Annotated in this window: 13 protein-coding genes; 7 read left to right on the top strand and 6 right to left on the bottom strand. The window is 55.1% G+C overall.

Going from position 1 to position 19,011, the window contains the following annotated elements:
- Nucleotide 1 precedes the first annotated feature (1 nt).
- From gmtZ to KT71_RS13710, 6 genes are all read left to right on the top strand, one after another.
- Nucleotides 2–2,632: a gamma-mobile-trio integrase GmtZ gene (gene gmtZ / locus KT71_RS13680; RefSeq protein WP_023660067.1), complete on the top strand. Its 2,631-nt coding sequence runs from the start codon at nucleotides 2–4 to the stop codon at nucleotides 2,630–2,632.
- Entirely contained in the window at nucleotides 2,632–3,309 is a 678-nt protein-coding gene (gene gmtX, locus KT71_RS13685) for a gamma-mobile-trio protein GmtX (protein WP_008294777.1), read from the top strand. Before gmtZ ends, gmtX begins: the two co-directional genes overlap by 1 nt.
- Nucleotides 3,296–3,733 carry a VPA1267 family protein gene (locus KT71_RS13690; protein WP_008294776.1) on the top strand — a complete coding sequence of 146 codons (438 nt, stop codon included), beginning with the start codon at nucleotides 3,296–3,298 and terminating at the stop codon, nucleotides 3,731–3,733. Before gmtX ends, KT71_RS13690 begins: the two co-directional genes overlap by 14 nt.
- Complete coding sequence (locus KT71_RS20530; protein WP_023660068.1) at nucleotides 3,733–4,095, top strand: hypothetical protein; 363 nt, start codon at nucleotides 3,733–3,735, stop codon at nucleotides 4,093–4,095. The genes KT71_RS13690 and KT71_RS20530 overlap by 1 nt, the downstream gene beginning before the upstream one ends.
- A protein-coding gene (locus KT71_RS13705; protein WP_169729160.1) for an IS3 family transposase occupies nucleotides 4,037–5,184 on the top strand; the annotation gives its coding sequence in 2 pieces (ribosomal slippage) (nucleotides 4,037–4,274 and nucleotides 4,274–5,184; 1,149 coding nt in all). The genes KT71_RS20530 and KT71_RS13705 overlap by 59 nt, the downstream gene beginning before the upstream one ends.
- Before the next feature lie 26 nt (nucleotides 5,185–5,210).
- Nucleotides 5,211–7,169 carry an AAA family ATPase gene (locus tag KT71_RS13710; protein ID WP_008294773.1) on the top strand — a complete coding sequence of 653 codons (1,959 nt, stop codon included), beginning with the start codon at nucleotides 5,211–5,213 and terminating at the stop codon, nucleotides 7,167–7,169.
- 1,164 nt (nucleotides 7,170–8,333) lie between these two features.
- On the opposite strand, the gene KT71_RS13715 is transcribed toward KT71_RS13710, so the two are convergent.
- The gene (locus KT71_RS13715; RefSeq protein WP_008294772.1) at nucleotides 8,334–8,828 is read right to left on the bottom strand and encodes an SHOCT domain-containing protein; all 495 of its coding nucleotides are present in this window, start codon (nucleotides 8,826–8,828) and stop codon (nucleotides 8,334–8,336) included.
- 88 nt (nucleotides 8,829–8,916) lie between these two features.
- Between KT71_RS13715 and KT71_RS13725 the strand changes: the two genes are divergently transcribed.
- Nucleotides 8,917–10,073, top strand: a protein-coding gene (locus KT71_RS13725; RefSeq protein ID WP_152025179.1) for an IS3 family transposase whose coding sequence is annotated in 2 segments (ribosomal slippage) — nucleotides 8,917–9,157 and nucleotides 9,157–10,073 — 1,158 coding nt in all. Because the reading frame shifts where the segments join, the coding sequence is not laid out codon by codon here.
- A gap of 609 nt (nucleotides 10,074–10,682) precedes the next feature.
- On the opposite strand, the gene KT71_RS13730 is transcribed toward KT71_RS13725, so the two are convergent.
- From KT71_RS13730 to KT71_RS13750, 5 genes are all read right to left on the bottom strand, one after another.
- A complete protein-coding gene (locus KT71_RS13730) occupies nucleotides 10,683–12,239 on the bottom strand; it encodes an arylsulfatase (RefSeq protein WP_008294771.1) in 1,557 nt (518 codons plus the stop codon).
- A gap of 210 nt (nucleotides 12,240–12,449) precedes the next feature.
- Nucleotides 12,450–13,193, bottom strand: coding sequence for a methyltransferase family protein (locus tag KT71_RS13735; protein ID WP_023660070.1), 744 nt, complete (start codon nucleotides 13,191–13,193; stop codon nucleotides 12,450–12,452).
- 149 nt (nucleotides 13,194–13,342) lie between these two features.
- Nucleotides 13,343–14,224: a dienelactone hydrolase family protein gene (locus tag KT71_RS13740; protein ID WP_008294769.1), complete on the bottom strand. Its 882-nt coding sequence runs from the start codon at nucleotides 14,222–14,224 to the stop codon at nucleotides 13,343–13,345.
- A gap of 188 nt (nucleotides 14,225–14,412) precedes the next feature.
- Nucleotides 14,413–15,792 (bottom strand): efflux RND transporter periplasmic adaptor subunit, encoded by a 1,380-nt coding sequence (locus KT71_RS13745; RefSeq protein WP_023660071.1) that lies wholly within the window; start codon nucleotides 15,790–15,792, stop codon nucleotides 14,413–14,415.
- Nucleotides 15,789–18,956 (bottom strand): efflux RND transporter permease subunit, encoded by a 3,168-nt coding sequence (locus KT71_RS13750; RefSeq protein ID WP_008294767.1) that lies wholly within the window; start codon nucleotides 18,954–18,956, stop codon nucleotides 15,789–15,791. Before KT71_RS13750 ends, KT71_RS13745 begins: the two co-directional genes overlap by 4 nt.
- Between the last annotated feature and the right edge of the window lie 55 nt (nucleotides 18,957–19,011).

Here is a 19,011-nt window from a genome sequence, read left to right on the forward strand (position 1 = left end):
AATGGACAATAAATTCAAAGTAAAGGGGTACACGACTGACATGACGCTGGCGTGGGTCACTAAAGACCTTGGGCCAGAGTGGCTTCAGTGGCAGCAGTACGGTGCTGAGTGGATTTCCCAAGAAGAGACGGGGATCGCCGATAAATTAAAGGGATTGAAGCATTTCCTTTGTTACCTTCAAGCCAAAGCGCCTTATGCCTTTGATGTCGCTTCGATGTTCGAAGGGCATTCCAACGGCCACCAAGTATCTAGTGAAGAGTTCGGTGCATACCTTATAGGCGTAGGAACGAACACTAAAACAGCCAAACATGTAGCTTATGCAGTTGCTCTATGTGACTACATCTTGAAACATCACCTATCCGATGAGGATGATAACGGGAAGCCCGTACCGCTCTTTTCAAATCCTTTTGAGAGAATCAAGAGGGTTCAATCGAACACTGAAACCGTTCACAGTCCCCTTCCTTATCGGTATATCGAGCAATTACGTCAGATCGTTTGTCCCTACCCAATCACCGATTCAGCCAATAAAACTCCCTGGATTGGTCGTCATTTCCGTGATTGGCACTGGGCCATCGATAACCTCCCAGGCGGCAACAAGGCGTGGATGGAGGTGTCTCCCGAGGCGATCGATCCGAACGATCCTGACTGCATTGCACGGACTCGAATGGTTCTGCGAAGGATTGGCACAAGCGATAAAAAGGTGGAGATTCACGAAATCTGGTCGCCTGTCATGGCGATGTTTATGTTCACCAAACTTCATCTGCCTCTGCGCTCCTCCCAAGTGCGCTTTCTGGATTCTGGTGAGGGCGATACTTGGCGTTACGAGCAGGGGCAGTGGGTTGAAAACACTCAGCATCCATTCAAGTACGGCTCCGCCAAACGCCCCTACCAGAAGGGAGTATTCAAGCGTATTTACGACTCAATGAGTGAAACCTACTCAACGGGGTTGTACGTCTCCACCAACAAGACGGCGGATCAGAACAAGGATGAGATTCAACGCGGTTACACCATCCCGTGGCAACATGAAGAGCTGCTTTATTGGCTGGAAAAGCTCCGAAACTGGCAGGAGAAATACAATCCGATTGATCGTTTGACCAAAGGAAAAGAGCTTAAAAGAGCGCATTTGGGTGAGGCTAAGAGCCAGAAAAAATTGGAAGCCATGGGTGAGTTTGCGTTTCTATTTCGGGCACATGGTTCACTCCTGCCAATCACTACCTACCCTATCGCGTATTCATGGTACCGCCTGCTATCCAAACTCGAAGAGGACGTGTTTGTCAGTGATCAAACACTGAAAAATGGCGAGCGTCTGCGCTTTGTAAAAGACTACGGGGATGATTATGACAAGCGGGAACTATCCAAGACGGCAACCGAATTCCCGCTGCACAGCTTGAGGGTTTCGTTGATCACCTGTTACACCATGGATACAGACTTACCTCTGCCTGTTATTTCCAAGCTGCTGGCAGGCCATACACGCCTTCTGATGACGATCTACTACAACAAGATCACGCCCTCCGTGATGGCCGAGAAAATGAAGGAGGCTAACGCCGCTCTGGTTGAAAAGGGTGAAGGGGCGCTCAAGAACTTTCTGATTGATGCGGAGATCAATCAAATCCGTCTCCGCACCGCGTACCACCCAGATCAACACAACTCTATTGAAGCCGCGCTGGCTAACCGCAATCCCATTGGCTGGGAGGAGCGTGCAACAGGGCTGTGTCTAGTTGGCGGTAACTCAGTACGCTCTGATGAGGTCTCTACTGTAGGTGGGTGCTGGAACGGTGGGTCAATCATTAGAGACTCAGAATCGCCCGGTCTGCGTGTATACGGCCCTGTACCGCACGGCCCTGAGAACTGTGTTCGCTGCCGATGGCACGTTACGGATGCCACCTACCTCCCCGCACTGAATTCGCGCTTCAATCAGATTAGCTACAAAGCGCATCAGGCCGCGTCGCTGGCCACACAGCTTGAAGGTGAACTCGATACCTTGAAGGATGAGTTGTTTATCGCTGAAGAGCGGGGGGAGCCCTTTGTTAAGCATGACCAGCTTCAGGCGCTGGAACGTCGACACGAGAAACAGCGTGTTGAGTCCGATGAATATGCCAAGGACTATCAAGCCACGTTCAACCTGATCAACCGCATCATGCAGATCGAGAACCAGCGTGATGACGATGATGAGGGGCAGAAGCTCATTGCTGTTGGCTCTGCGGATGATCTGAAGGTGAGCATGAAGTTTATCGAAACGGAGTCTGAACTGCTGCACTTGGCACTCTTGTGCGAGGACGCAGAGTTCTACCCTGACCTGCATGACGATCTGCGCAAAACTCCCGCGATTGCCAAGCGTACCAACGCGCTAAGCCGCATGATGGCACGTTCTGGCTACCAGCCGATCTTCCTTGAAATGGATGAGCAAACACAGCTCATCGCAGGGAACGCGATCATGCGAAAAATGGCGATGCTGGCTGACCCTGACGATAAGCTAGAGGGCTACCGTATCGCCTCGGATTATATCGAGGCACAGCAGTATCTGGTGGATTCAAAACTGCTCGAAGACGGGGTTCAAGAACTGCGAAACGTCGCACCCCTAACGCTTGCAGACCGCCAGGCTTTGCACATTGCGGTGGTGGAGGCTGACTGATGGATATCGATGTAACCGCCATTCTGGATAAGCTGAAGGACGGAAAGTCAGCCAAGACTAAGACTTCACTCGACAAGCTCAACGAGACGCTGAATGACTACTATGCCGAGGGTAAGCGCGACTTCTCGATCACGACCATTGGGCGTGTGTCAGCCGAAGCTGGCGGTGTCGGCTATAACTCGATTCGCGCTACCGCTAACAAGCACTACCGCGACCTGATTGAAGCCTGGGCCGCTAAAGCACAGACCACAACCAAGAAGCCGCCCACAACTTCGCCCCGTGCCTCGGGGCAGGATTACAAGCTCCTTGAGCGGATCGATGATACGGCGGTTCGCGCACTCTTTGGGCAAATCATCCGTGAGCGTGATCGCTACAAAAGCGAGGCGAACATGCTCAAGAATCAGACCAAAATCATCATCGACAAGCGGCCTGTATCGGCTCCTTTGACTCAGTCTGACTCAACGATTGAAATGCTGCCGTCACTCACAGGTATCTGCTCTGAGGGTGAAAAAAAGGCCCTTCAATCGGTATGCACGGATGAGTGGCTGGAGGGTTTGGGCTTCCAAGCAAACGCCTTAGGCCAGGTAAAGGATAATTTGGGGCAAGAGATCTTGCCGAGAGGCTTCCTGACAGGCCTGAGAAAGCTGCTGGGAGAGGTGGACGATGGCGAACGGTAGGCAGAGGGCCAAGCAAAATGTCGCGGCCTTTGATGCGTGGGTCGCCACCCAATCGGACGAAGACTTCGCCCAGATCATTTTTCAAGGCAAACTCAATCGCATGGAAGTGGCCAAGGGCGTGAGTTGCGGTAAATCTGCTTTGAACCAAAACCCCGAACTACGCAAGCGGTTGAAGAAGCTGGAAGAGCTTCTGCGGGAGCGAGGCGTCTTGCCTCAGTTGACTGAGAAAGCTAAAGCGCAGGCCAACCAACCCAAGGAGTACGACAATAAGGCGGCGCGGCGCATCCTCGACACCAAACGCACCTGCCAGCTTGAGCAGGAAAACATCGAGCTAAAGGCTCTTGTTCAAGAGCTGGAAGCCCAATTGGAACGCTTTGGTGAGCTGTCCGAAGTCCTATCTGAAATGGGTATGATGCCGCGCTGATGGACACCTCAACCCCTCTGCATACCGATACCCTGCGCGTTACCAGCATCCCCTGCAGCACGGCGGGTTACGTGATATTCAGTGGTGTGCCTCTGAAGAAAAATTCTTATCGTATCAACAACGGCAAGTATTTCATCACCATCAAGGTTGACGCATCGCTCTTGCCTGTCGCTCCAGCGATTGGCCAACAGTGGGAGGTCAGCGGGAAGCGACTGATAGACACCGTTGAAAGCGGCGATTTGAATCGCCACCAGTTTGCTAGACACCTTTCAGCCATACAAAATGGCTATCAGAGAGGTGTTTATGAGCAACAAGCGTTACCCCGAAGAATTCAAGAGAGAAGCTGTTCGCCAGATTACTGATCGCGGCTATAGCGTGGCGGATGTGGCGAGTCGACTGGGCGTGACGACGCACAGTCTGTATGCCTGGGTGAAGAAGTACGGGCCGGCTGCCGAGCAACATCGAGTGGAGGCTGATGATCAGGCCGAGATTCGTCGGCTACAAAAAGAGCTTAAGCGTGTCACGGAGGAGCGTGACATTCTAAAAAAAGCCGCGGCGTACTTCGCGAGCCAATCCGAGTGAAGTACGCTTTTATTCAATCCCATCGCCACCAGTTACCGGTGCGACATCTGTGTGCTTTGCTCAACGTCCACCCCAGCGGTTTCTATGCGTGGCGTCGACAGCCGCAATCGACTCGCCGTTGTGAGGACAAGCGGCTCTCTGGCCTAATCAAGCAGTTCTGGCTCGAGTCCGGTGCTGTGTATGGCTATCGGAAGATCCATCGTGATTTGCATGAAATAGGCGAGTGTTGCGGCCCCAACCGTGTCCACCGTCTCATGAGAGACGCTGGAATCAGGGCGCAGGTTGGTTATCGCAAGCCCCGGCATAAGGCTGGAAAAGCGCATGATGTGACGCCTAACGTACTGCAGAGACAGTTTAATCCGGCTGCGCCGAACGAGCGATGGGCGACCGACATCACCCATATTCGGACCCACGAAGGCTGGTTGTACCTGGCCGTGGTTATCGACTTATTCTCGCGCCGGGTGATTGGCTGGTCGATGCAATCACGGATCACGAGCGATCTGGTTCTAGATGCCTTGTTGATGTCGGTGTGGCGTCGCAAGCCGGTGAGCAAGGTACTTGTTCATTCGGACCAGGGCAGTCAATACACAAGCTATGACTGGAGCGCATTTCTACGCGCAAACGGCCTTGAGGGCAGTATGAGCAGACGCGGCAACTGCCATGACAACGCAGTCGCTGAAAGCTTCTTCCAGCTTCTCAAGCGCGAGCGCGTGAAGCGCAAGATATATCCGACCCGGCAGGATGCCCGGGCCGATATCTTTGACTATATCGAGATGTTCTACAACGTCAGACGCCGGCATGGCTCGAACAGCCTACTGTCACCTGTAGACTACGAACAGCATCACGAAAAACAACTGGAAAGTGTCTAGAGAACTGGTGGCGATTCAATTACCTGATGAAGCAGCACACCTACGACACGCCCGCCGAGGCTCGCTGCACCCTGCCGGAAGACGGTGAGCATCTGATCCGCTTTATCGCCAGGGAAAAGGACTTCAAGGGCATCGGTGAGCAGAAAGCCAGAGCGCTGTGGGAGCGCTTGGGAGCCGATTTCCATGCCACCTTAAGGAAAGACACGCCAGAGTCCAGAAGCCTGCTCAGAGAGCTATTGAGCGAAGAGTCCGTGGACGCCCTCTATACCGGTTACGCAAAGTACAAAAACCTCGGAGCGTGCAACTGGATGGCCAAACTCAAAATACCAGCTCCGATCCAGCAGCGCCTCCTGAAGCACCATGATGATCGTTCGGTACAGGCAATCAATGACAATCCCTATCTACTGCTGGGCTTTGGTATGCCCTTCGATGCGGTGGATACACTGGCAAGGCAACAACTTGAAATCACAGATTGTGATCCCAAACGGCTCTCAGCCGCCGTGGAGATGGCGATCCGCAAGGAGATCGACAAGGGCCATACCTATACCACTCAGAACGCCATTCGCCCCACGGTAAGAAAACTGCTGGGATCACCCGATCTGGCAACGCAGGCGTTTATGGCGGGGCATCAGAAGGCGCAATTTGTGCTGAACGGGGAGGCGGGCACCTACCACCCCACGGCCCAGCTACTGATGGAGTCCGTGGTTGCCAAGCGCTTGCTGAAATTGGCAGCCCAGCGCGACCTCTATGACCATGACGCAAACCAAGCCTACCTAAGCGCTGTGGAGGAACTGCCCTACGATCTGACCAAGAAACAAGCACAGGCGGTAGCCAATACACTGGATAACGCGGTGAGCTGCATTACGGGCGGCGCGGGGACGGGTAAAACCACCGTGCTGCGCACGGCGCTGCGAGCCTACCACGCCTTAGGTTACACCATTCACGCCGTAGCCCTGTCGGGCCGGGCGGCCATGCGCCTGCACGAATCTATCGGGTTTAAGACCCTGACCATTGCCGCCTTTCTCAGACAAGAGCCGGTCGAGCGCACTGGCGACCAGCCTCATCACCTGCTGGTCATCGATGAAGCGAGCATGATTGATCTGCCGACCATGTACCGCTTGGTAACCCACATCAGCCCGAAGGTTCGGATCATTCTCACAGGCGATCCCGACCAGTTACCACCCATCGGTTGCGGTAAAGTGCTGTCGGATATCGTGACATCCGAGGTGATCGTCAACACTACCCTGGACATCGTGAAGCGTCAGGAAGGCTCAACGGGCATCCCCGAATACTCCAAGTTGATCAACCAGGGAATCGTCCCTGAATGCTTGTCGACAGGAGCGATCATCTTCCATGAAACCCCTGGCACGCTGATGGCTGAGCACTGCACCGAATTGTTCCTGAACGCGCCACACAATAGTCGAATCATGGGCGCGACCAAGGCGATCGTCGCTGAGATTAACAAGCGGGTTCAGAACGCGGCGAACCCTGATGGACAGCGCCTGGAGTTTGAGTTTCATGGGGAGCGGTTCTATCGAGACACCCGCCAAGGGGATGCCATCCTGTTTACCCAGAACAACTACGACAAGGGCATCCAGAATGGCTCGCTGGGTACGCTGGTATCAACCGAAGCTGTAGGCAAACACTACGGCGTAGTTGAGCTGGACACAGGAGATCGGGTTGATGTTACTCAGGGCTTACTCGATTGCATGGAACTGGGCTATTGCATCACCTTGCATAAGGCTCAAGGCTCCCAATTTCCGCGTATCGTCATCGCCCTGCAACGAGGCCGCATCGTAGATCGTGCCTGGCTGTACACAGCGATTACTCGTGCTGAGGCCGAGATCCACATCGTCGGTGCAGCCAGTGACCTCAAGGCGATTACGGAGTCTGTGAGCAACGCCCATCGCCGCAACAGTCATCTGGTCAATTTACTGCGGCAAGATAAAAACCATCATCCAGAGAGAAGCCTCCTTCCTGATTGATGTTGGTTCTCACGTTTTTTGGAAATTTAGCACCTTAAATGAACCAAAGACTTAACCCGTTTCCTCTTAAATCAACGGGTTAAGTTTTGCGACTCCTGTTTTTAGTCAGACTTAGGGAGGTTTCCTTCCTGCTGACACAAGAAATCTTGCCTTCATTCGATTGGTTGCTTCCGTCTACAAACACTGCAATTCGAGAAACGACAACTCGCACCCTCGAAAGCGGGTTCTGGCGATGTCGCAAAACACCTCAAAGCTGACGGTCAGCGGGGTGGCTCTGACGGGCAGGAGTCGGCCATAGGCAGCCGCCTGCTTGCCCGACCTTCAACTTGCCGCTGCCGAATTACGCAACTTGCATTTGACAAGCAGTTAGGAGACAGTTTGCATGCTTTGATGCAAAAATAGTTGGCAAAAAAGCTTCTTAATAATGAAGAGACTATGTCTGAGGCGATAGCGAAGGAAAAGCGAAACGGACAGCGCTGTTCTGATTCGCATCACTCTATTGAAGGCTCAAATTCCATTTCTCTTGGCTTGTTGGCGGTAATGATGTTTTTAAACGGGTGCAGCGCCGCCGGCCCACAAGTGCGGTCCTATGTCGGCCCAACGGGTGAGACTGTAAACACCGTACGCTGCACACGCGAGCCCACTGCGTGCTTCGAAACAGCGTCTGATACATGCAGTGGAGGGAGTTACAGAGTAATCAGTAGTTACCGAAATGCGGGAGGGCTGTATGCCGATGTTTTTCCCGGCCCAGTAACTTGGTACACCATGGACATTGTATGCGGGCCGGCGGATGGCCGGCTTCCGGAGTTTCCGCTTCGGGGCGAGGAGCCGTCAATGCCTGACTCGTCGCCAACTTACAATACAACTTGCCGAGAAGTTGGTGGGGCATTGAAGTGCAAAACCTCTTAGGCTCACATAAAATCGCCGGGCGACACATCACCTACCTCTTCGTGCGCGTTGGTTAGAGCTGACCGAGCTACATCAAGAACACTCGAGTCGCTCTAGCGAGGCGGGCCGCGGTCCTCCCCGCCAATGACCGCTCCTAGGTGTGGATTCAACCGGTCGGTGATGGTCAAGTCACGTATTTTCTAAATCCTTTTCTGGCCATGAGGTGTCATCAGTGACTGCATATTTGTCCCAAGAAAATTTCGCGAGCGAGAAATGTTACTTGATATTCGCAATTATGCGCCGTCGCGAATCCTCATACTCTTCATCAGATAGTAAGCCTTTGGCTTTCAAGTCATCTAACTCTTTAAGTCGCTGTTCAACGGTTCGTTCACTCGATTTGACCTCGCCAGATTCGTCAAGGCACTTACCCCTGTAGATTCCCGTGAGATGAGAAATACGGGCATCAATTGAATCCTGATTTTTGTTCGCACGTACTTCGTTCACAATAATTCCTGGCCAGAAGACGATGGCGAGTCCCACGTTTTTGCCGGTCACTCCCGAATCGTCTTTGGCCTCTTCGAATTCAACCCCCAAGGAAGCGAGCTCGTCTTTCAACTGAGCGCACGATTTGGAATCGTCACCCGGCTGTACGGTCTGAATCGCCTTGTTGGAGACGCATCCCACAACACCCAGAAAAAGCACTATCGGTATCAGCATTTGAGTCCCATAGCGAAGCTTCTTCTGCAACTTAACCTTAGGGATCGGTTCCATTCGCTCACCTCCTTGTGTAATTAACGGGGTTCTACCCCGATTTTACGGACACTTCAAAGAAGCCCGATAATGGGCAAAAGGAGTGTTTATGTCCAAGAGAAGGAAGTACAGCCCAGAGTTTAAGCGCGGTGCTGTGCAGCAAGTTCAACAGCCTGGCGTAAGCTGCGCACAGGTGGCTCGGGAGTTGGGCATCGGGCCCAACTTGCTGACCCGCTGGAAGCGTGAGGCCGAATTGGAGGGTGCCAGGGCCTTCGGTGGCACGGGCAATGCGCGCGATGAAGAAGTTGCACAACTGAGGCGCGAGCTGGCCCGGGTGAAGAAGGAACGCGATTTTTTGCGCGAAGCGGCAACGTTCTTTGCAAAGGGATCGTCCTGAGGTACCAGGCGATTCAGCGTTGTCGCAGTGAATTCCCCCTCCGCATGATGTGCCGGTGCCTAAAGGTGTCGCCTAGCGGCTATTACGACTGGGAGAGGCGTTTACCCAGTGATCGGCATGTCGACAACGAGCGGTTGCTTAGGCGTATCCGCGAGATCCACGAAGACAGTCGAGGTGCCATTGGCGCCCCGCGCATGCATGAGGACCTAAGCGATGCCGGTGAGACTGCCAGCAAGAATCGCATTGCTCGCCTTATGGCACGCGATGGCCTACAAGGCTGGCCTCGTAAGAAGAAGCGAGGTCAGCGCGGCAGACCGGGCTTACCGCCGCCAGGCGTGCGTAATCTTTTGGAGCGAGATTTCAACGCATTGGAACCGGAGACCAAGTGGGTCACCGACATTACCGAGTTCAAGACGGATGAGGGCAAGCTGTTTTTGTGCGTTGTCGTCGACCTCTTTAACAAGATCGTAGTGGGTTGGTCGATGCATCATCGTCAGGATCGCCAAATGGTTCTTAGAGCGATTGAGATGGCCTTATGGCAACGCCAAGGCGGGTGGTCTGTCATTCTGCATTCTGATCGCGGTACGCAATTTCGCAGCGGCGATTACCAGCGGTTTCTCAAGCAAAATGCACTGGTCTGCTCAATGAGCGCCGTGGGTCATTGCGGTGACAACGCGGCTTGCGAAGGCTTCTTTGGTCTTCTGAAACGGGAGCGCACTCACCATACAAAATATCGGACTTTGGATATCGCTAAAGCAGATATATTTGACTACATCGAGCGATTCCATAATCCTCGCATGAGACGAAGAGTGGCAAGGCAAGACCTGAAGTTTTCAGGCGTTTTAAAACCGTCCGTGGAATCGGGGTAGAACCCACGACGAGTTTGTTTTTTAATGCACAGCAAACAAACTATGCCGCAAACATTGATGGAAATCGAACTCTCAGCCTTTGTGAGGTGGATGCGTAGCTTCGTGAAAGGAACGCACAGCATGGCTTCGTGCTGCTGAGGGTCGAAAGCGGTCTTTGTGAATCAGCGGGTAAGCACTGGCAAATTCAATAATCGGCGGAAGGCGTCGGTTGGCGCGATTCCGTGATTGCACATGTTTTGTCACTTGCGCTGAGAACGTACGGCTTGTTGACGCAATTACCGTGAGAAATTGGCTCAGCCTGAATCTCACGCCTTCATGGGAAAAGCTCATCACAACAGAGCGTTAAGATTTCGCTTTCCGCTATGTACGCTGATTACCAACATTGACTGGAGCGCAGCGACCTAGCGGAAGCTTGTCTTGAGCACTCGGGGAAGCCGAGTAAGGTTTTTACACACTCCGTTACATACTGTGTAAAAATATCATAAACGTAAAGGATCGATTATATATGGCCTTTAACTCACTCACGCACCAGAATACACGGTTTTTGCTATATACTTCTTCGGGCCCCTTTACGCTTACGGCTCTCACCGATTATGCAAAAACCAGCGCTCAGGGTGACCCCGGCGGCGTAGTCAGCTTCTCCATCACCTGCTCGAGAGAAAAACTCGCCGCTTTTTGCCGCGGTGGATACTCCTGGAAAGTAGACAGGAACTGTCCCACGTAATCCTGCGCCGGCACTAACAGATAAGCTCGATCAAGCATCCAATCGTAATAGGTGTTGGATGTGAGCTGCGCTCTTTCGTAGGGGTCACGCCGCAGATTGAAGATGAGGGGTAAACGCAGTTCCACAAAGGGCTCTGACCAGGCCTGTAAGGTCTGTGCCACCCGCTGCTCCAGGAACACCAGTTTCCAGTCGTTATAGCGCAGGGCCATGAGGTCACCGTCATCAGAGAAATAGAAAATCTCGTTGCGCGGCGTCTCCTCACTTTCACCGGTCAGAAAGGGCAGGAAGTTATAACCATCCAGGTGAACCCGGTAGTTTCTTCCGATAGCCCGATGCCCCTTGAGCAGCTTGCTCTTCACATCGGACTCCCCCGCCACGGCAAGAAAGGTTGGTAGCCAGTCCATGTGGTGCATGATTTCGTTGGAGACGGATCCCGCCTCAATTTTGCCCGGCCAGCGAACCGCCGCCGGCACTCGCCAGCCGCCCTCCCAGTTCGTGTTTTTCTCGCCCCGGAACGGGGTCATACCCGCATCGGGCCAGGTGTTCATATGCGGTCCGTTGTCCGTCGAGTAAAACACCATGGTGTTGTCGGCAATGCCGAGGTCATCGAGCAGGGTGAGAAACTCACCGATGTGCATATCGTGCTCGATCATGCCGCAGGTGTACTCGTCCGCCCGAGGGTACATGGCTTTGCAGGACGACATTTTGTCGTCGGCAACATGGGTGCGAAAGTGCATCCGGGTACCACTCCACCAGACGAAGAAAGGTTTATCGTCGGCAACGGCCTTTTCAATAAAACCCTTGGCCGCGGCGACGGTTTCATCATCCACGGTTTCCATGCGTTTTTTTGTGAGAGGACCGGTATCTTCGATGCGCCCGTCAGCAAAGGACCGGATTACGCCTCGAGGTCCGTACTTCTGCCGAAACTCAGGGCTCGTGGGATAATCGCTGTTCTCCGGCTCTTCCTCGGCATTCAGGTGGTAGAGATTGCCAAAGAATTCATCAAAGCCATGATTGGTGGGCAGGTGCTCATCTTTGTCACCCAGGTGGTTTTTACCAAACTGGCCAGTGACGTAACCATGGTTCTTCAAAAGACCGGCAATGGTCGGGTCTTCTTCCTGCATACCCAACTCCGCGCCGGGCAGTCCCACTTTGGACAATCCCGTGCGAAACACCGACTGCCCCATGATGAACGAAGAACGACCCGCGGTGCAGGACTGCTCGCCATAGTAGTCAGTGAACAGCATGCCCTCCTGGGCAATACGGTCAATGTTAGGCGTCTGGTAACCCATCACCCCTCGGGTGTAAGCGCTGATGTTGGACTGCCCCACATCGTCGCCCCAGATAACAAGGATATTCGGTTTATCTGCCGCCGAAGCTGTGAAGCTCGCTCCGATGCAGAGGAGCGCGACAAACACGCTCCGTATGTTTGATAGCCGCATGGCTCTCTCCCCAGGTTTGTTTTTTTGGTAACTGTTCGCTGATAACTATTTGTTGATAACTGTATTGCTTGAGCTGTTTTTAATTCGCCGCGGCAAGCGCCCCACGACGACATTAGTCATTCAAGCGCTTCTATATTACCGGTTTATGACTACCAGTAGTTAGTTCGTAGCCGGCAGGGCAACGCAGACCAATGTGAGAGAAGGGTGAAATCAGCGTCCCCGAAGGCTCGGAAACAAGGGTGGCACACGCTGTCGATAATCTTCATAGGTTTTACCAAACTCTTTCACAAGATCCCGTTCTTCAAAGAACAGTCCGATCCCTATGTAGATAAGCATGCCCATAGCCAGCAGGGCTCTACCCAGACTCATGTCCGGCGTAGCCAGCATAGCGATCACGACGCCTGTTTGGATGGGATGACGAACAAAGCGGTAGAACAGCGGCGTTTTGAATTCCTTGGATCCCGCATCGGCACTCCCGGGTCGAAAGGACTGTTGGAGTCCGAAAAGATGGAAGTGATTCAGCATGAAAGTCGCCAGCAAGGTGACGGCCCACCCCAGAAAATAGATACCTGTGATGACCTGCCTTCCAAGCTCACTCTGAACCTGCCAGAGCAGCGGCGTAATACCCTGCCAAAATCCAACGATGGCCCCGAGCACCACTGCGGTTCCCAGCACATAGGTACTGCGCTCAAGGTGCGAGGGCAGAAATTTTGTTAGCACTCCCTTGAACCCCGGACGGGCCATCACGCTGTGCTGGAGCCCAAACAGCACGATAAGTGAAAGGTTGATCAACCATGCCAGGGGTGCCGCTACGGTCGCAGGACTATCGATATCGTACCGGGGCAACTGCACGAGGCCCATGAAGTTGTTCGCGAAGAGAATGAACGCCAGCAAACTGCCAACACCCAGGAGGTAGCAGACGCCCCCGTAGCCATATCCGATTAGCTTCATCATGCCCATACACCGCCTGCCTGAGAGTTAAGCGCTCGCTGCTCAACGCACAGGAAGCTACTGGTACCTGTTAGTGTAGGATAGCCTCGATAAATAGCGAGGCATGATTGCAGCCAGGTTTGAGTTGGATTTAAACCAGGGTCAAGGCTGGGTTAAGCCAGATGCTCATTAAAAAACCCCAGCATTCGCGTCCAGGCGAGTTGTGCAGCCTCGGCGTCATAGCGCGGGGTGGAATAATTGTGAAATCCGTGGCGCGTGCCCGGATAAACATGCATTTCATAGGTCACATCGTTGTCCACCAGGGCCGCCTCAAAGTCCGCACGCATGGCATTGACCCGCTCATCGTTCTCGGCGTAGTGCACCTGCACGGCGGCCCGGATATCTTTGACCCTGGAGCTATCGGCTGCCGCTCCATAAAAAGGCGCCGCCGCCTGCAATTCACCACCCAGCTCCGTCGCCAGAAAATTCGTCGTGCCGCCGCCCCAACAGAATCCCGTCGCCGCCAGCTTACCCGTGGATAACTCATGGGACTTTACAAAGCGTGCGCTGTTGACCATGTCCTGCCGCAACCTGGCCTGATCGAGGGTGCGCTGCATGGCCCGACCATCGTCGTCATTCCCCGGATAACCGCCAATGGGCGCCAGGCCGTCGGGCGCCAAGGCAAGAAACCCCGCCACCGCGAAGCGCCGGGCGACATCCTGAATATAGGGATTGAGTCCGCGGTTTTCATGCATTACAAGCACCGCCGGAAATGGCCCATCCCCCTCGGGCTTAACAAGATAACCGCGCATGGACCCGGAGCTACCACCGACGGAATCGTAATCCACCCAGGTGGCTTTGATCCGGTCATCGGTGAACAGCACTTCCTGGGCATCGGCATAGTTGGGGATCAGGGACTTTGCCATGGTGAGCGCCGAAGCGCCGGCAATGGTCAGCGCCGCGGCCCTCTCAAAAAACTGACGACGATTGATCTTGCCGTGGCAGTATTCGTCGTAAAGATCAAAAACCTGATCATCTATTTCGTGCTGCTGCATGGCGGTCTGAGCTCCTTTTTGTGGGTAACGATTTTATGGGTAACGAGTGCCCTCAGTCGGCAAGGAGTGCCCCTATATCGGCTCTCCCTCAGCCACAAATAGTCCCACATTTAATCAGGCGCTGCAGGGGTGGCGGGAACCGCTGCGGTTAGCAGCTGATGCTGTAAGCACCGACGCCACTACAGACTTTAGCGCGTCACCAGAGCCTCCGCCGACTTCTCGCCTTCAAAGCTATCCAATCCTGAAGCGGCTGCGCCTATGATTTCGACGCGCGCGCCGGATCCGGCGCGGCTGAGGGACGACACCACCAGGGGAGCACCCGCCTCCAGGCCCTCGGCGCGTATCAGGAGCGACATTTGGCCCCGGGCATCCTCACGGACACCCACGCGTTCTATATCCACCGCTTTGAGAGCGCCCTCTTCTACGGTGTAGACAATCCGGTCGGCGTAGACGCTTTGCAAGGGCACCTCCAAAATACCGTCCTGGGCCGGCAGCGTGATGCGCACGTCCACAGCGCGTCCCAGGGCCAGTTCGCTCGTGGCGGGGGAAGCAAAGAGCACGTCAGTACCGGCGCGGCCGCTGCGCACCTGAGAGCCGATTTCCAGGAGCTCCAGGGCTATCCATTCCTCCCCTACCCTGGCCGCCGCTTCGATGCCCTGTCCGGCATTCACCGCTGTGTGCAGTGCCATTGCATCCCGCTGGGGAAGCGAGACGCGAACCTGCTGGGAGTCTGCATTAAACAGGGACATGACGGTCTGGCCCGCATCGATACGAGCACCCATGGCTGCGTCGATCGCAATCACGGTGCCGTCAAAAGGCGCGACGAGGGTAAGTCGCTCCAGATTCAGCTGGCTCTCCTGAAGATCGGTTTCTGCGCGGGTGATGCGCGCCTGCGCCGACGCGCGCTGGGCCTCATGGCTGGCCAGCAACATCTCCTGCTGGTTCAGAGCCATGGACTGTTCCAGGCGCTGCTGCTCAAGAGCATCGTAGTCCGTCGCAGAAATCTGACCCTTGGCAAAAAGCGTCTGAAAACGCTCCTGCTTTTTCACCGTAAGCTCGAAGAGACGTCTCTGATGCGCCGTATTTTTGATCTCCGCCGCCTGCTGGGCCCGGAGGCGATCGTACTCGCCCTGAGCCTCTGCCAGTGCGGCTTCAAAGCGCCGAACAGAAAGCTTTGCATCCCGGTCATCCAGACGCAGGAGCAGGTCACCGGCGGCCACCTTTTGTCCCTCGCGAACATTCACCGCCGTCACATACGCCAGGGTAGCAGCGCGTAAATCCGTCGTGTTGGGATTCTCTACCCGTCCAAAAACGTGAATCTCCGGAGACAGGGACTGAAACTCCGCCTCTTTTGCAACCACGGGTATGGCTTCCGGCGTCGGATCCACTTCCAGCTCAGGATTAGAGAATGCGCTCAGACCGAAAATCGCCACCAGGAGCCCCAGGAGTATGGATAGACTGATCTTTGCCGATGAGGAGAGCGCCCGGATATAGCGGCCAACAAGGCTTTCGCGAAGCCACCCCGACAGGAGACGAAAAGGCGAAAGTATCAATGACAAAGTCTTCATGAGTTGAGTGCTCCGAGAGCGGTTTTTTTGAGTGTGTTTGCGCGGTCTTGAAGACGCCGCCAGGCCTGTTCACAGCTTTCCAGCGCCGAGAGGATCGCCGGAATGACAAGGAGGATCAGCACCGTTCCGTAGAGCATGCCGAAGCAGATGACCGTGGCCAGAGGAATGAACGCAGCGCCCATGAGGGAAGACTCCAGCATCATCGGCACCAGCCCCAGGCCCGTCGTCAGGGACGTGAGGAGCACCGGGCGGAGGCGTTGACGCACGGCCTCGATAATGGCGTCGTCGGCACCCATGCCCCCATGACGGTGATCGCGATAGGCGGTGACCAGTATGATGGAGTCGTTAACGATGACGCCCGTGAGGGTAAAAATCCCAAGAAAAGCCAGGGGAGTGATGTTAAAGCCCATACCCCAGAGCCCCATCAAGGCACCGGTGAGGCCAAAGGGGATGGCGAACATAATGGCCAGGGGCCAGGACAGGGAATGGAGCGTCCAGGCGAGAATGATGTAGATGAGCGCCAGGGTAATCAAAAAGCCCAGGAACATTTCCTTCAAAAGCTTGCTCTGCTCGTTTGCCCAGAAGCCCTTTCCGGGACTGACACCCCACTTGCTGGCAATGGCCGGCATTAACTCAGCCTCAAGCTCATTTATCACCGCGTCCGCCGTAGTAATGGACTTGTCAGGATAGGCCCGCACCGCGACGGTCTGTACGCCGTCTACATGATTGATCTTGTCGATACCTCTGCGACTCTCGATAGTCGCCACGGTAGACAGGGGAAGAATCTCCCCCCCGGGCGTGGACACGGGTAAACGGGCCAGACTCGTGAGGCGATGGCGATCTTCCCGGGGCAGGGACACACGCACCTCCAGCTCGGCGTCTTCCTCGGTAAACAGTTGAATACGCTGTCCTTCAAAAGCGGTGCGTACCTGACGACCGACCTCGGCAGACGACAGGCCTAATGCCCTGCCCTCGGGAGTCAGATTAAAGACCCACTGATCGCGGCCATAGGGAAGATCGTCGTGTACGTTGTTAACCCCGGGCATGGTTCGCATGACCGCGGCAAGTTCATCCGCCGCCCCTTTGAGTGCTTCCGTATCCGAACCACTGAAGGTCAGTTCAATTTCCGGCCAGGGCTGATCGCCCTGCTCGATCTGCAGTTGCTCCACGATGGCGGATTCGGGTATGGCCTTTTGCCAGTGCTCCAGAAACCTGGCGAGGCTGACATCCCGGGATTCCGGGGACGTGAGCTCGACGAAGACACTGGCGAACTCGGGCCCCTCGCGACGGTCCCTGCTGATAGTGGCGCCATTGAGCTGCACCCACTGGGCAACGATGTTGCCGCCCCCGAAATGCGCATCGGTGGACTGCACATAGTCTTCGAGGGCCTCCAGGTAGTCCCTGCGCTGCTTTTCATCCGCATCTGCCGTGAACTGAATATTGGCCTCGGCGAACTCGAAACTGATATTCATATTGAGGTCGAACTTTATGAAGCTCATGGCGACGAGGCTCACGGCAAAGAAAAAAGCACTTGCCGCCGCGGTAATGGCAACGCGTCGATGGGTCAGACACCAGCCCAGGAGCGGAAGCACCCTCTCCTCTCGAAAACGCTCAAAACGTTGATCAAAGGCTTTGCGCAGGGCCGGTACGGGCTTTTTGTTCTCGCCCATGCGCCGGAAGGAATGCTTGAGGTGTCCCGGCATGATGAGAAAACATTCCACCAGGGAAGCGAGAATCACGCAGAGCATTAAGATGGGGATCTCTCGGATCTCGTCGCTATCCACAATCACCAGAGGTAGGAATGCCGCCATGGTCGTCAGGCTTGAAGCCACGATGGGCGTAAACATCCGCTGGCCCCCCACCACCGCCGCTTCCTCGGGACCCAGTCCTTGCTCGAACTGCCAGAGAGAATGCTCGCCAACGACGATGGCATCGTCCACGACAATGCCCAGGGCCATCACCAGACCGATCATGGAAAGAAAATTCAGGGTCCCGCCGAAGGCGTAAAAGAGCAGTAAGGCCCCGGCAAAGGATACGGGTATACCGAGGGCCACCCAGCCGGCCACGCGCAGATTCAAGAACAGGAAGAGCATGGCGAGGACCAGACACAGGCCGGAGATTCCGTTGCGTATCACCAGGCCCATGGTGTCTGCGGCGAAGCGCCAGGCTTCAAGAAACACGCGGGTTTCGACGCCGCGCGCCAGCAGGGATTCTTCCTGCTGGGATCGCCAGGTCTTGATGACCTCCGCTGCATCAAAGGTATCTGTGCTATCTCCTCGTCGCACGCGCAGCTCAATGGCGGGCTTGCCTTCGATGAGAGAATAGCGCTGATTTTCGATCGCCCGGCGCTCGATATTGGCAATATCGCTGAGCTGGGCGAGCTGATCGCCCGTGGTGGATGCTATGGGTAAGGCTTCGAAACCCCGGACGCTGCGCTGCTGATCCATGGAGCGAATCTGGCGTCGCCCCTGCCCGGTACCGATGGTACCCCCCGGCGTATCGTTGCTGAGATTCGCCACCGCCTGGGCAATATCCACGATACTGGCATTCATCTCTACCAGGGTGAGCCCGTCAATCTCGATGGCAATCTCCTCCCGGGGCAGACCACGAAGCTCTACGACATCAGCGCCCAGGGCGCGGAGCTGACGCTCGGCCTCGTGGGCCTGGGGTGCCAGTTCGGCAAAACTATCAGGGCCCGTGAGGAACACCGCAGCTACGGTCTCATACCATCGATCAATGGCTACTTTCGGGGGTTCAAGATTGGCGGGCAGATCACGAACCAGCGCAATGCGCTGCTTGATGGTGTCCACCGCATCATTGATCTCCACGCTGCGATCGAAGCGCAGCTGTACCCAGGCAAAGCCGTTACGGGTCCAGGAGCTAATACGCTCCACCCCCGCCAGACCGCGGAGTTGATGCTCCACGGGATTGGTCACCAGGGTTTCCATATCCTCGGCCGACGCACCGGGCCACTGCAGTTCCACCTCGGCGACGTTCCAGCTTTGATCAGGGTTCATCTGAACCTTGATTTTTACGGCGCCCCATACGCCAGCCATGAGCATCATGACCATCAACAGGTTTGCCGCCAGGGGGTGACGGGCAAATCCCTGGATCCAGCCCCATCGTTCCGGGGGTGATGACTTCGCTGTTGCTGGGCTTTCCACGATCGCAGACTCACGCCAATTAGTTATTCCGCAAAAATTACCCTGTCTTGGCCGC

This window comes from Congregibacter litoralis KT71 (genome assembly GCF_000153125.2).
Classification (GTDB): domain Bacteria; phylum Pseudomonadota; class Gammaproteobacteria; order Pseudomonadales; family Halieaceae; genus Congregibacter; species Congregibacter litoralis.

Bases quoted from the DNA above. Each gene is read 5' to 3' on its own strand.
- gmtZ (WP_023660067.1), top strand. From the start codon at position 2: ATGGACAATAAATTCAAAGTAAAGGGGTACACGACTGACATGACGCTG.
- gmtX (WP_008294777.1), top strand. From the start codon at position 2,632: ATGGATATCGATGTAACCGCCATTCTGGATAAGCTGAAGGACGGAAAG.
- KT71_RS13690 (WP_008294776.1), top strand. From the start codon at position 3,296: ATGGCGAACGGTAGGCAGAGGGCCAAGCAAAATGTCGCGGCCTTTGAT.
- KT71_RS20530 (WP_023660068.1), top strand. From the start codon at position 3,733: ATGGACACCTCAACCCCTCTGCATACCGATACCCTGCGCGTTACCAGC.
- KT71_RS13710 (WP_008294773.1), top strand. From the start codon at position 5,211: ATGAAGCAGCACACCTACGACACGCCCGCCGAGGCTCGCTGCACCCTG.
- KT71_RS13715 (WP_008294772.1), bottom strand. From the start codon at position 8,828: ATGGAACCGATCCCTAAGGTTAAGTTGCAGAAGAAGCTTCGCTATGGG.
- KT71_RS13730 (WP_008294771.1), bottom strand. From the start codon at position 12,239: ATGCGGCTATCAAACATACGGAGCGTGTTTGTCGCGCTCCTCTGCATC.
- KT71_RS13735 (WP_023660070.1), bottom strand. From the start codon at position 13,193: ATGATGAAGCTAATCGGATATGGCTACGGGGGCGTCTGCTACCTCCTG.
- KT71_RS13740 (WP_008294769.1), bottom strand. From the start codon at position 14,224: ATGCAGCAGCACGAAATAGATGATCAGGTTTTTGATCTTTACGACGAA.
- KT71_RS13745 (WP_023660071.1), bottom strand. From the start codon at position 15,792: ATGAAGACTTTGTCATTGATACTTTCGCCTTTTCGTCTCCTGTCGGGG.